General features: G+C 67.3%; 12 protein-coding genes. 1 reads left to right on the top strand and 11 read right to left on the bottom strand.

Features of this window, described 5'->3' with window-relative positions; genetic code table 11:
• Positions 1–9: 9 nt before the first annotated feature.
• From QTI04_RS30295 to QTI04_RS30245, 11 genes are all read right to left on the bottom strand, one after another.
• Positions 10–930 carry an ABC transporter permease gene (locus QTI04_RS30295; protein WP_286604904.1) on the bottom strand — a complete coding sequence of 307 codons (921 nt, stop codon included), beginning with the start codon at positions 928–930 and terminating at the stop codon, positions 10–12.
• Positions 927–2,012 (bottom strand): ABC transporter permease, encoded by a 1,086-nt coding sequence (locus QTI04_RS30290; protein WP_286618905.1) that lies wholly within the window; start codon positions 2,010–2,012, stop codon positions 927–929. Before QTI04_RS30290 ends, QTI04_RS30295 begins: the two co-directional genes overlap by 4 nt.
• Positions 2,013–2,036: 24 nt before the next feature.
• Positions 2,037–3,152, bottom strand: a complete 1,116-nt coding sequence (locus QTI04_RS30285; RefSeq protein WP_286604906.1) for a BMP family ABC transporter substrate-binding protein — start codon at positions 3,150–3,152, stop codon at positions 2,037–2,039.
• A 113-nt stretch (positions 3,153–3,265) separates the two neighbouring features.
• The gene (gene hpxZ, locus QTI04_RS30280; RefSeq protein ID WP_286604908.1) at positions 3,266–3,646 is read right to left on the bottom strand and encodes an oxalurate catabolism protein HpxZ; all 381 of its coding nucleotides are present in this window, start codon (positions 3,644–3,646) and stop codon (positions 3,266–3,268) included.
• Between the two features lie 11 nt (positions 3,647–3,657).
• Positions 3,658–5,082, bottom strand: a complete 1,425-nt coding sequence (locus tag QTI04_RS30275; protein ID WP_286604910.1) for an AtzE family amidohydrolase — start codon at positions 5,080–5,082, stop codon at positions 3,658–3,660.
• A complete protein-coding gene (locus QTI04_RS30270) occupies positions 5,079–5,285 on the bottom strand; it encodes a DUF4089 domain-containing protein (protein WP_286618904.1) in 207 nt (68 codons plus the stop codon). Before QTI04_RS30270 ends, QTI04_RS30275 begins: the two co-directional genes overlap by 4 nt.
• A 10-nt stretch (positions 5,286–5,295) precedes the next feature.
• Positions 5,296–6,126 (bottom strand): ABC transporter ATP-binding protein, encoded by an 831-nt coding sequence (locus QTI04_RS30265; RefSeq protein WP_286618903.1) that lies wholly within the window; start codon positions 6,124–6,126, stop codon positions 5,296–5,298.
• Entirely contained in the window at positions 6,123–6,953 is an 831-nt protein-coding gene (locus tag QTI04_RS30260; protein WP_286618902.1) for an ABC transporter permease, read from the bottom strand. Before QTI04_RS30260 ends, QTI04_RS30265 begins: the two co-directional genes overlap by 4 nt.
• 4 nt (positions 6,954–6,957) lie before the next feature.
• Positions 6,958–7,971: an ABC transporter substrate-binding protein gene (locus QTI04_RS30255; protein ID WP_286604915.1), complete on the bottom strand. Its 1,014-nt coding sequence runs from the start codon at positions 7,969–7,971 to the stop codon at positions 6,958–6,960.
• 44 nt (positions 7,972–8,015) lie between these two features.
• Entirely contained in the window at positions 8,016–9,740 is a 1,725-nt protein-coding gene (atzF, locus tag QTI04_RS30250) for an allophanate hydrolase (protein WP_286618901.1), read from the bottom strand.
• A gap of 116 nt (positions 9,741–9,856) precedes the next feature.
• Positions 9,857–10,690, bottom strand: coding sequence for a M48 family metallopeptidase (locus QTI04_RS30245; RefSeq protein ID WP_286604917.1), 834 nt, complete (start codon positions 10,688–10,690; stop codon positions 9,857–9,859).
• A 37-nt stretch (positions 10,691–10,727) separates the two neighbouring features.
• Here QTI04_RS30245 and QTI04_RS30240 point away from each other — a divergent pair, with 37 nt between their 5' ends.
• On the top strand, positions 10,728–12,104 hold the full coding sequence (locus QTI04_RS30240; protein WP_286618900.1) for an AmpG family muropeptide MFS transporter: 1,377 nt from the start codon (positions 10,728–10,730) through the stop codon (positions 12,102–12,104).
• Positions 12,105–12,109 lie beyond the last annotated feature (5 nt).

The raw sequence follows: 12,109 nt of genomic DNA, 5'->3' as shown, positions 1-12,109 counted from the left end.
GGCGACGGTTCAACGCGTGGAAGACAGCTCGCCGGGGCTTCCGACGGCCACGCTGCCCGGCTTGCAGGTCAGCACGAGGATGACCAGCGTGAGCACATAGGGCACCGTGTTGAAGAGGTGGTAACCCCAGCCGACGCCGATCGATTGCAACGCCGGTCCGATCGCGCCCGCCCCTCCGAAGAGCAGCGCCGCGCCGATGCAACGCAGCGGGCTCCAGCGCGCGAAGATCACGAGCGCCACCGCGATCAGGCCCTGCCCGCTGGAGATGCCCTCGTTCCAGCTTCCCGGATAGAACAGCGTGAGCGATGCGCCGCCCAGCCCCGCGATGAAGCCGCCCGCGGTGGTCGCCGCGATGCGCAGGCCGGCGACCGAGTAGCCGAGCGCGCGCGTCGCGTTCGCCGAATCGCCCGCCATGCGCACGAGGAGCCCTGCGCGCGTGTGCGCAAATCCCCACCACAGGAGCACCGCAAGGACGATGCCGATGGGCACCAGAGAATTCACCTGCAGCGCCGAGCGGATCACCGGGTTGTCGCTCCAGTTGCCCAGCGGAATGGACGGCAGCTGCGGCGCCTGCGGCTGGATCAGCGGCTTGCCCAGATAGAAAGCGAGCCCCGTGCCGAACAGCATCAGCGCGATGCCCGTCGCGACGTCATTGACGCGGTCGAGCGAACACAGCAGACCGTGCAGCAAGGCGAGCATCGCGCCAACCACGCCACCGATCAACACGCCGAGCCAAGCGGAATCGGTCAGCCATGCACCACCGAACGAAGCCATCGCTGACAGCACGAGCACCCCTTCGAGGCCGAGGTTGATGCGGCCCGATTTCTCGGTCAGGCACTCGCCGAGGCTCACGAAGAGGAAGGGCGCGCCGACGCGCAATGCGCCGCCGACGATGCCGGCGACGAGCGCGATCCATTGGTCGGCGGTCATTGCGCGGCCTCCTTCGCCAGAGGCGCAGTGGGCGAGATGTGCGGCGCGCGATTTTTCAACAATGCCTTCCAGTCGATCATGCGCAGGCCTTCGCTCGCCAGGATGAGCACGAAGGCCATGCCCTGGAGCACCAGCACCGACGCGTCGGGAAGGCCGAGCCGCCTTTGCAGCAGGCTGCCCGCGGCGCCGAAGCCGCCGAACAGGATCGCGACGGGAATCACGGCCACCGGGTTGTGACGCGCGATGAAGGACACCAGGATGCCCGCATAGCCATAGCCCGCGATCAGCGACGCATTGGCGTTGGTATGCACCGCCGCCACTTCCACCGCGCCGGCCACGCCAGCGCAGGCGCCGCCCAGCCCGCAGGCTGCGAGGATCAGCCGGTTGGCCGGCAAGCCCACCAACTGAGCGGTGCGGGGATTGCCGCCGACCACGCGAACGGAGAAGCCCGACGCGGTGGCCCGCAGCCAGAGCCCCGAGACCAGGCACGCGACCACGCCGATCGCCAGCCCCCAGTGCACATCGGAACCGCCGATACCGCCGATGGACAACCCATCCGCGAGCGAGCGCGTCGCAGGCTTGTTGAGGCTCGCCGGATCACGCAGCACACCTTCGACCACGTGCTTGAAGAGGCCGATCGCGACGTACGCGAGCAACAGGCTGCTGATGGTTTCGTTGATGCCGCGGTATTGGCGCAGCCAGCCCGCCAGGGCGATCCACGCGGCGCCGGCAATAGCGCCCGCAATGCAAAGCGCCACGGTGCCCACGATGTTGGCCGGGAGCGGCAGCAGGTAGGGCAGGGCCGCGCAGGCGAGTCCGCCCAGCACGACCGCGCCCTCGCCGCCGATGATCACCAGACCCGCACGCGCAGGGATCGCGACACAGAGCGCGGTGAGCATCAACGGCGCCGCCCGCTGCAGCGTGTTCTGCCACGAGAACCAGTCGCCGAAAGCTCCCTTGAACAGGATGATCCACACCTCCACCGGACTCACGCCTGCAAACCACACGAATACGCCGAACAGGAGCAGCGCCGCCGCGATGGCGAATACCGGCAGTGCGATTTCTTTCAACGCGTTGCGCATCGTCGGCTCGCAGTGCGGGGATGCTTATCCGATGGAGCCGACAACACCTTCGACGAGATAGTTCATCTTTTCCAACTCCAGGTCCGTCTGCTTGAGCGTCTTGCCGCCCGCGATGACGACCGCACCCTTGTTGTCCTTCAGCGGTCCGCTGAAGATGTCGAAGGTGCCGGCGAGCATCTTGGCCTTGATGTCGTCGGCGTTCTTCTTCGCCGCGTCGGTGACCATCGGGCCGTAGGGCGACATCTTCACGTAGCCCTCCTTCAATCCCCCGCGCAGGAAGTTGGGATGCGGCTTGCCGGTCTGCGCTGCCTCGACGACGGTCTTGTAGGCCGTGAGCCAGTTCCACTCGGCACCGGTGAGGTACGCGTTGGGCGCCAGCTTGGCTTGGCTCGCGTGGTAGCCGCACACCATCTTGCCGCGCTTGGCGGCCGTCTCGACGATCACCTTGGGGCCGTCGACGTGCATCGTGAACACGTCGCAACCCTGGTCGGCGAGGCTGTTGGTGGCCTCGGCTTCCTTGACGGCCATCGACCAGTCGCCGGTGAAGATCACGCTGCAGGTGATGCCGGGCTTGACCGAGCGCGCGCCCATCGTGAAGGCGTTGATGTTGCGCAGCACCTGTGGAATCGGCTTGGCGGCGACGAAGGCGATCTTGTTGCTCTTCGTCATGTGGCCGGCGATCACGCCGTTGAGAAACTGGCATTCGTCGATGTAGCCGAAGAAGCTGCCGACGTTCTTGGGATGCTTGCCTTCGGTCCAGAGACCGCCGCAATGCGAGAAGCGCACGTCAGGGTTCTTCGGCGCCACGGCCAGGATGTGGGGATCGAAGTAGCCGAAGGATGTGGGGAAGAGCAGGGACGCGCCGTCCTGCGCAATCATCCCGGTCATGGTCTTCTGCACGGCCGCGGTCTCGGGCACGTTCTCTTCCTCGACCACCTTGAGGCCGGGCATCTTCTTGAGTTCGGCCGCCGCCTGCGCATGCGCCTGGTTGTAGCCGTAATCGTCGCGCGGGCCGACGTAGATCACGCCGACCGTCAGCGGCTTCTGCGCGTTGGCGAGGGCACTCCACCCGCCCAGCGTTGTGGCGGAGGCCAGTGCTGCGAGGGACTTGAGGGAATCGCGACGATTGAACTGGCTCATGCTGATTGCTCCTGAAGATGGGGGAGGGGTCGGAGGGCCGGGTAGTCCTGTCTTGGATACAAGACGGTGTGCATAAACCGTACCAGCGCAAACAGCCGGTTTGGGCGCCGAAATCAGCCCATCAGGCTCACATGCGCCGCCACGACGCGCCAGCCTTGGGCGGTGCGCATCCATGTCTGGCTCTGGCGCCCCGTCTTTGTGCTTCCCTCGCGGCGGAATTCGACGTTGGCGGTAGCGAAGTCGTGGCCGTAGGTGGTGATGACGGTGCGCAGGATCTCGCGCGCCAAGCCCTGCGAAGGTCGCGCTGCGCGGAAGGCCTGGATCTCCGGGTAGCCGTACAGGTTCTCGGTGGCGCCGTAGCGCAGCGTGTGCGGGCTGTTCCAGAACAGTTCGTCGAGGATCTCGACCTTGTTGTGGACCAGCGCGTCTTCGTAGCGCTCGAAGGCGGCTGTCACTTCGGCCAGCACCTCGGGCAGGTTGATGGGGGTGTTCATCGTTTCCCTTGTCAGAGTGCCGCCACGGGCGCTAGCGCCACGCCGGCCGATTCGAGTGCGGCGGCAACGCGCAGCACGATGTCTTCGCGCCATGGCGCCGCGATGACCTGCACGCCAATCGGCAGGTCCGGGTGAGCGCCCCACACGGGCACGGCACAGACCGGCAGGCCGATGCACGAGATGGGTTGGGTCAGCACGCCCATGCTGGGGCGCACCGGAAGGCGCTGGCCGTTGATCTCGAACCACTCGGCGCCAATGGGTGTCGCCGCACAAGGCGTGGCGGCGGCGAGCAGCACGTCGTAGCGCTCGAACAGCCGTGCGACCTGCTCCGCGTAGAGACGCCGCACGCGTTGCGCGCGCGCGATCCAGGCGGCCGGAAGCAGCGCACCAGCGAGAAAGCGATCGCGCGACAAGGGCTCGAAGTCGTGGGCGCGAGTGCGCAGGTCGGGCAGGTGCAGCGCCGCGCCTTCGGAATTGGTGATGAGGAAGGCGGCAGCACGCCCGGCTTCCACCATCGGCAACTCGACCGTCTGGCTCGCGCCCAAGGCCTGCGCGACGGCATCGACGGCGGTCAGCGCCTCGGGTTGGGCGCGCTCGCGGAAGTAGCCGCCGAGCACGCCGATGCGCAGGCCTTGCAGGCCGCGCCCTATGGCGGGGGTCGCCGGCTCGACCGCGCGCTGCGCGCAGCCGGGATCGTGCGGGCCGGCGGTTTCCGGCCCCTGCATCAGGTCGTAGGCCAGCGCCAGATCGCGGACCGAGCGCGCGAAGGGGCCCAGGTGATCGAGGCTCGACACGAAGGGATAGCTCCCCGTGCGAGGCAGGCGGCCAAAGGTCGGCTTCAAGCCGAACACGCCGCACAGCGAGGCCGGCACGCGGATCGATCCGTTGGTGTCCGAACCCAGCGTCAACGGCACCTGCCCCGCCGCCACCGCGGCGCCCGAGCCACCCGACGAGCCGCCGGCGATGCGCGACAGATCGTGAGGGTTGTGCGCCGCGCCGACGTGGCTGTTCTCGGTGGTGAAGCCGTAGGCGTACTCGTCCATGTTGAGCGCGCCGACCAGCACCGCGCCCGCGTTCTCGAGCCGACGGACCAGCTCAGCGTCGCTGCGCGCCGGAGGGCTCTCTCGCTCGATCTTCGAGCCGGCCAGCGTCGGCAGGCCGGCGATGTCGAAGAGGTTCTTCACCGCGAAGGGCACGCCGAGCAGCGGCAACTCGCGGGTGCGCGCGCCCCTGTCCGAGAACAGCGAGGCATCGATCTGGGCCGCCCGCCGCAGCGCGCGTTCGCGAACCACGTCGGTGAAGGCATTCACGCGGGCGTTCGTCGCCTCGATGCGATCGAGGCTGGCCTGCACGAGCGCCACGGCGCTGACCGCCTTGGACTGCACGGCGGCAGCCATGGTCGACGCGTCCTTCAGGAGCAACGCATCGACGCTCATGCCTCCTTCTCCCGTGGCGTGACCGGCGTGAAGTTCACCGCGAGCTCGTCATGCGGGCTGAGCGGGACCGCTTCAACGAGCGCGGCGAACTCCGCGGCCAGCCCGAAAAAACGCACGACGCCGGGACGATGGTCGGGCCGCAAGCGCAGTCCCAGCGCGGCCGATGTGGCATCGACATAGGATTCGATCTGTGCGGGCGTCATGACGGTTCCTCTATCGGCGCACTTCGCGCTGGAAGATTTCCAGGCTGAGCTTCTTCATGCTCACGAAGCTGGCCGAGCTCAGCGTCTCGAGCGTACGGGGACGCGCGTCGCCGTAGTCCAGGATCTCCGCGACCTTGGTCGGCCGCTTGGTCAGCAGCAGCACCTGGTCGGCCAGGTACACGGCCTCCTCGAGATCGTGCGAGACCAACAGCATCGTCGTGCCGGTCTGCATGAACACCTCCTGCAGTTTCTCGCGGATGAAGAGCGTCATTTCGAAATCGAGCGCCGAGAAGGGCTCGTCGAGGAAGAGCACCTCGGGGTTCGGCGCCAACGCCCGCATGATCGAAGCGGTCTGCTGCTGCCCGCCCGACAGCTCGTAGGGATAGCGCTTGAGGTCGAACTTGACGTCGAACGAGGCCACCAGTTCCTGCATCCGTCGGTCCACTTCCGCCTTGGAGCGGCCTTCGAGCTTCAGCGGATAGGCGATGTTGTCGATGGTGCGCATCCACGGGAACATCGCCTCGCGGTAGTTCTGGAACACGTAGCCGATCTTGGTGTCCTTGAGCGACTTGCCGTCGAACAGGATCTCACCCGAATCGATGGGGATCAGCCCGGCGATCATGTTGATCAGCGTCGACTTGCCGCAGCCGTTGGGGCCGAAGACCGAGACGATCTTCTGCTTGGGGATGTCGAGGTCGAAGTTCTCGTACAGCGGCCAGCCGGCGAAGTACTTGGTGAGCCCGCGGATGGTGATGTGCGTGCCGGCCGGGCCGGGCGTGAAGACGGGCTTCGGCACGTCGGCATAGACGGGCCCGTTGATGACGTTGTCGATGGTTCTCATCGCCCGCTCCAGTGCACGATGCGACGCTCGGCCAGCAGGAAGAGGATGTTGAGCGCATAGCCCAGCGCGCCCGCCGCGAGGATCGACGCGTACATGTCCTTCACGTTCATCACCTGCTGCGAATTGATGATGCGGTGGCCGAGGCCGCTGTCGGAGCCGATGAACATCTCGGCCACGATCACGATCACGAGCGCCATCGAGACCGCCGAGCGCAGGCCGACGAAGGTGGGCTGCAGGCTTTCCCACACCAGCACGTCGCGGAAGATCTGCCAGCGCGACGCGCCCATCACCTTGGCCGCCATCACGCGCTGCTTGCGCGCGTTCATCACGCCGTAGGCGCTGTTGAACACCACGATGAGGAGCGCCCCGAAGGCGGCGATGGCGACCTTGTTGACGTCCGACACGCCGAAGATCATCAGGAACAGCGGGATGAGCGCGGAGGACGGCGTGGAGCGGAAGAAGTCGATCAGGAATTCGACGCTGCGATAGGCCTTCTCGTTGCTGCCGAGAAGCACGCCCAGCGGCACGCCGACGATGGCCGCGATGAGGAAGGCTTGCAGAGTGCGCCAGACGGTCACCGCGAAGTCGGTCAGCAGCGGTCCGCCCGCCAGGCCCGACAGCAGCGTGCCGATGGTGTCCGCAGGCATCGGCAGCAGGATCGCCTTGATGAAGCCCAGCCGCACGGCCAGGTCCCAGATGATGAAGAGCACCACCGGGCCGATGAAGGGCAGCGCCTTGACCCAGTGCGATTCGCGCGGCGGCGCGGAGGCCGTGGCAGTGGCCGGCGGCGCCCATGGTGCCGCGCCCGTTGGTGCAGGGGTGCTCATGTCATCACCCCTTGTAGAGCATCGAGTCGACCATCAGTCGCGACGAGAAGATGCCTTTTTCCGAGAACAGGTCGAAGAACTTCTGGAAGTACGCGACGTCGGCCGGCGTGAACTCGTTGTACATGGTGTAGGCCGCCAGCGGCACCTCGCCGGTGAGCGGACCTTCGATGGCGGTATAGCCCTTGAGGTACTGGCGCGCTTCGGTCGGCTTGTTGCGAACGAAGGCCACGCCCTGGCCGTACGCCGTGATGAATTTCTTCGCCGCATCGGGGTTCTTCTTGATGAACGCCGACGTCAGCGAAGCCGAGCCTCCGAACCACGGCGCCATCGGATCGCCCAGCACGTACTTGGCGATCACCCCCGCTTCCAGCACGCGCGTGCTGCCGTTGAGGCGGCCGATCGTTCCGGTCGGCTCCAGCGTGTAGCAGCCGTCGACCTGCCCGGCGGCGAGCGAGGCCACGTGTTGGCCGATCGGTAATTCGACGACCGTGGCGCCGGTCGCGCCGCCGCGCTCCAGCACGGTCTTCGCCAGGGTCACGTTCTGGATGCCGGGGCCGGACGCGACGCGCTTGCCCTTGAGGTCGGCCATGGTCTTCGCGGTGCTGGCCGTCGGCACCAGCATCTGGTCGAGCACGTTCTTCGCGTTGCTCGGGTTCGAGCAGAAGATCTTGAAGCTTCCGGGTGCGGCGATCTCGCCGATCGCGATGTTGGCGGAGCCCGTGCCGTTCGCGCTGCCGTCGCAGCGTTCGGACAGCATGGCTTCCATGATCTGTTGAGCACCGGCGAAGCGCTGCACCTCGACGTCGAGGCCGGCGGTCTTGAAGAAGCCTTGCTCCACAGCCGCGTAGAAAGGCAGCCCCGCAGCAATGGGCCAGTAGCCGATGCGGATCTTGGTCGCCGCCTGGGCACGCACGAGCGCTGGAGCGGCGAGCACGGCAAGGCCGGCCGCGCCCGCCTGCAGCACCTGGCGCCGTGAAGCCGGTTCGGCGATGGAAGGCAACGTGTGTTTGAAGGCCATTGAATACTCCGGAAGGTTTGTGATGTGACAGTTCTTGAACGGATTCAGGCCGCGAGCGCGGCACGCGAAGCGATGTAGGCACGCCATCCGCCGAGGTGCGTGATGTCGTCGGCACCCGCCACCGCGAGCGCTTCGCACAGGAAGCCCTGCACGCTGCTGCCATCGGCCAGCGTGAGGCTGCCGATGCCCAGCGGTGCAGGGATGAGCGCGACGAAGCTGCCGTAGTGCGTGATCGGCATCTCCCAGATTTCCAGCGCGATGGCAGAGCCCTCGCCGGGCTGCACCCGTAGCAGGCCGGGTTTGGGCGGCACGGTGCCGGGCAAGGCGTAGAGGCGATACAACGGCGCGGTGTGCGTCGCGGCCAGGAGCCGGGCGCCGCGCTCGGTCAACTGCGAGTTGAGCGGCATGCCCGAGAGATGCGCGCCGACGACGGCGACCTTGACCGTCTGCGCGGGCGCCATGCCCGGTAGTGTTTCGGGGGCGGGCATCGGCGCATCCGTCGCGCCGAGCGGCAGCCCGGTCGCGTGGTGAAAACGCTGCCCGAGTTCGGCCAACTGGAAGTCGCTGCCGCAGCGGCCGATCAGCGTGATGCCGAAAGGCAGCCCATCCTCGCGCAGGCTGGCCGGCACCGAGATGGCGGCGTAGTCGAGCAGGTTCACGAAGTTCGTGTACTCGCCGAGATTCCGGTTGAGCGCGACCGGGTCCGCCTGCATGGACTCGATCGTGTAGTGCGTGGGCGCGGTCGGCACCAGCAGGAGGTCGATGTCGCCCCACATGGCCGCGGCGCGCTGGCCGAGCGCTTGCAGCTTGACGCGCGCGTCGACGAAGTCGGCCGCGCTGTAGTCGCGGCCCTGCGCGAGGATGCCGCGCACGGGCTCGACCACCTCGGCTTCATGCGCATCGAAGAATTCGCGCACGGCTGCATAGCGTTCGGCGACCAGCGCACTGTCGTAGAGCAGCGCAGCGGCTTCGGCCAGCGGCGCGTAGTCGATCGCGACCAGTGTGCCGCCAAGCGCCTTCATCTGCTCGATGGCGCGGTCGAAGGCAGCGGTCGACTGGCTGTCGCCAAAGAAGCGCAGCGCCGTCGGCACGCCGAAGCGGAAGCTCGCGGGGAAGGTCTGCGTCGCGAGCGAGAGACTGCGCGAGTACGGGTCTTCGGCGTCGAAGCCCATTGCGGCGTGCAGCACGCGGGCGGCCACGCCCACAGTGCGCGCGAAGATCGACACGCAATCTACGCTCTGCGCGGCCGGCACCACGCCGCGCGCGCTGAGCAAGCCGCGCGACGGCTTGATGCCGACGATGTTGTTGAGCCCCGCGGGCACACGGCCTGAGCCCGCCGTGTCCGTGCCCAGCGCGAAATCGACCTGTCCCGTCGCCACCGCATAGGCCGAACCCGAACTCGATCCGCCCGACACATAGCGCGCATCGAAGCTGTTCGGCACCGCGCCATAAGGTGAACGCGTGCCGTTGAGGCCGCAGGCGAACTGGTCCAGATTGGTCTTGCCCAGCAGATCCGCACCGGCATCGAGCAGCCGGTGCACCACGTGCGCATGCACGGTCGGCGTCCGCGCGAAGGCAGGGCAGGCCGCGGTGGTGGGCACACCGGCGACGTCGATGTTGTCCTTGGCGGCAAAGCGAAGACCCGCGAGCGGCCCTTCGCCGGCGCCACGCAGCGGTGAGTCCAGCCGGGCGATCCACGCCGCCGCAGCCAGCGCCTTCAACGAAGTCCCGGGCCCGTTCTCGGACACGCCCCTTTCATGCACCATCATCAAGCATCCTGTCTTGTGTACAAGATGACATGCAAAGGGTGTGCCAACGGCTTCAACCGTCGGGTCCAGCAAGTTCGTGATCGACGGCGCCCGCGCGTTCGGGCCGCCAGGACGCGTCAGCCGCGCCGGCTGGCCTGGTACAGGCCTTCCACCTTCGGCACGTTCGCCTGCAGCACCTTGATCCGGTCCGGCCCGCTCGGATGCGTCGAGAGGAAACCAAGCGCGCCCTCGCTCTTCGACGCCTTCGCCATCTTGGTCCACAGCGACACCGAAGCCCTCGGGTCGTAGCCCGCACGCGCCGCCAGTTCGAGGCCGACCAGGTCAGCGTCGGTCTCATCGCTGCGGCTGAACTTCAGCGTGATGAGCTGGGTGCCGGCCCGGGCCGCCAGGTCGCCGGCCTGGCCCAGGCCGAGCAACTGGGCGGTGATCGACAGCACCGCCCCCGTCCCCGCGTTCTTCGCAAGCCGCGCCCGCGCATGCTCGCGCAGTGCATGCGCCATCTCGTGGCCCATGACCATCGCGATTTCGTCGTCGGTGAGCTTCAACCGATCGAGGATGCCGGTGAAGAAAGCGATCTTGCCGCCCGGCATGCAGAAGGCATTGATCTGCTTGCTGCCGATCAGGTTGACTTCCCACTTCCAGGACGCGGCGCGCGGGTTCCACTGGGCGGTGAAGGGAATGATCTTCCTGGCAATGGCACGCAGGCGCTGCAATGGGGCACTGCTGTCGGGAGCGAGTGCGCCCTTGGCCCGGGCCTGCGCCAGGAGCTGGTGATATTGCTGGACACCGGCCTGCTCGATGTTCTCCGCAGGGACGATGTTGCGCGCCATCGACGCCTCGCCGACGTCGACCTGCGCCAGTGCGGGCGCGGCCACGAAGGTGCCCGCCGCCAGCAGGAATGCACGTCGACCGTGCGGGGGACCGGAATGAAACTCGCAGAGCAAACACATGGGGGAATAATAAGGAGCCCCCAACGACACTTGCTCAATGCCCGCACCATCGGCTGACGAAGCCCCACCTTCCCTGCCCTGGCGCGACGCGCTCAAGGTCTACCTCGAACCTGCGACGCTGCGCATGCTGGCGCTGGGCTTTTCCGCTGGGCTGCCGCTGCTGCTGGTGCTCGGCACGCTGAGCTTCCGGCTGCGCGAGGCGGGAGTCGATCGCACGACCATCGGCTTCCTGAGCTGGGTCGGGCTCGCCTATGGCTTCAAGTGGGTCTGGGCACCTCTCGTGGACCGCCTGCCGATCCCTCCACTGACCACGCTGCTCGGTCGCCGCCGCGGCTGGCTGCTGCTGGCGCAACTGGGCGTCATCGCGGGACTCGCCGGCATGGCCTTCAACGACCCGCGCGACGGACTGCCGCCGCTGGTCTGGTGCGCCTTGCTGGTCGCTTTCGGGTCCGCCACGCAGGACATCGCGCTCGACGCCTTCCGCATCGAATCCGCCGCCGCGCGCAAGCAGGCCGCGTTGGCCGCCGCCTACCAGACGGGTTACCGGCTCGCGATGATCTGGGCCGGCGCCGGCGTCCTCTGGGTTGCAGCCTGGGCCGAACTGCCCGGCCTCGCTGGCTACCAGGACAACGCGTGGAAGACCGCCTACCTCGTGATGGCGGCGTCGATGGCGGTGGGCGTGCTCACGGTGCTGCTGTCGCCTGAGCCCGCGCGCGTCGCCCTGCCCCAGCCCAAGACGGTGGGCGCCTGGCTGCAGAGCGTGCTGATCGAACCCTTCGCCGACTTCATCCGCCGCTACCAGTGGCAGGCCGTGCTGATCCTGTCGCTGATCGCCGTCTACCGGATCAGCGACGTGGTGATGGGCATCATGGCCAACCCGTTCTATGTGGACATGGGCTTCACCAAGGACGAGGTCGCGACGGTCAGCAAGATCTACGGCGTGATCATGACGCTGGTCGGCGCCTTCGTCGGCGGCGTGCTGTCGATGCGGCTCGGCGTGATGCGGGTGCTGATGCTGGGCGCGGTGCTGAGTGCCGCGAGCAACCTGCTCTTCGCCGGCCTGGCGACGCGGGGCCACGACCTGACCGCGCTGGTGCTGGTGGTGTCGGCCGACAACCTGGCCGGCGGCATCGCGTCCGCGGCGTTCATCGCCTACCTGTCGAGCCTGACCAATATCACTTACTCGGCGACGCAGTACGCGCTGTTCAGTTCGCTGATGCTGCTGCTGCCGAAGTTCATCGCGGGCTACTCAGGCAAGTTCGTGGACCTCTACGGGTACCACGCGTTCTTTGTCGGGACTGCGGCGCTGGGCGTGCCGGTGTTGGTGCTGGTGGCGCTAGCGTCGCGAACGACCGGCAATGGCAAGGTGACAGCTCCAGCCTCCAGCACTGCGCCTTCTGAAATGGCGCCATAATGGCT

The sequence above is a fragment of the Variovorax sp. J22R115 genome (assembly GCF_030317005.1).
Classification (GTDB): domain Bacteria; phylum Pseudomonadota; class Gammaproteobacteria; order Burkholderiales; family Burkholderiaceae_C; genus Variovorax.
Note: the sequence above shows the minus strand (reverse complement) of the source record. Positions and strands in the feature narration are given on the sequence as shown.

Coding starts and splice junctions, on each gene's coding strand:
- QTI04_RS30295 (WP_286604904.1), bottom strand. CDS start 930: ATGACCGCCGACCAATGGATCGCGCTCGTCGCCGGCATCGTCGGCGGC.
- QTI04_RS30270 (WP_286618904.1), bottom strand. CDS start 5,285: ATGACGCCCGCACAGATCGAATCCTATGTCGATGCCACATCGGCCGCG.
- hpxZ (WP_286604908.1), bottom strand. CDS start 3,646: ATGAACACCCCCATCAACCTGCCCGAGGTGCTGGCCGAAGTGACAGCC.
- QTI04_RS30240 (WP_286618900.1), top strand. CDS start 10,728: ATGCCCGCACCATCGGCTGACGAAGCCCCACCTTCCCTGCCCTGGCGC.
- QTI04_RS30265 (WP_286618903.1), bottom strand. CDS start 6,126: ATGAGAACCATCGACAACGTCATCAACGGGCCCGTCTATGCCGACGTG.
- QTI04_RS30255 (WP_286604915.1), bottom strand. CDS start 7,971: ATGGCCTTCAAACACACGTTGCCTTCCATCGCCGAACCGGCTTCACGG.
- QTI04_RS30260 (WP_286618902.1), bottom strand. CDS start 6,953: ATGAGCACCCCTGCACCAACGGGCGCGGCACCATGGGCGCCGCCGGCC.
- atzF (WP_286618901.1), bottom strand. CDS start 9,740: ATGATGGTGCATGAAAGGGGCGTGTCCGAGAACGGGCCCGGGACTTCG.
- QTI04_RS30275 (WP_286604910.1), bottom strand. CDS start 5,082: ATGAGCGTCGATGCGTTGCTCCTGAAGGACGCGTCGACCATGGCTGCC.
- QTI04_RS30285 (WP_286604906.1), bottom strand. CDS start 3,152: ATGAGCCAGTTCAATCGTCGCGATTCCCTCAAGTCCCTCGCAGCACTG.
- QTI04_RS30245 (WP_286604917.1), bottom strand. CDS start 10,690: ATGTGTTTGCTCTGCGAGTTTCATTCCGGTCCCCCGCACGGTCGACGT.
- QTI04_RS30290 (WP_286618905.1), bottom strand. CDS start 2,012: ATGCGCAACGCGTTGAAAGAAATCGCACTGCCGGTATTCGCCATCGCG.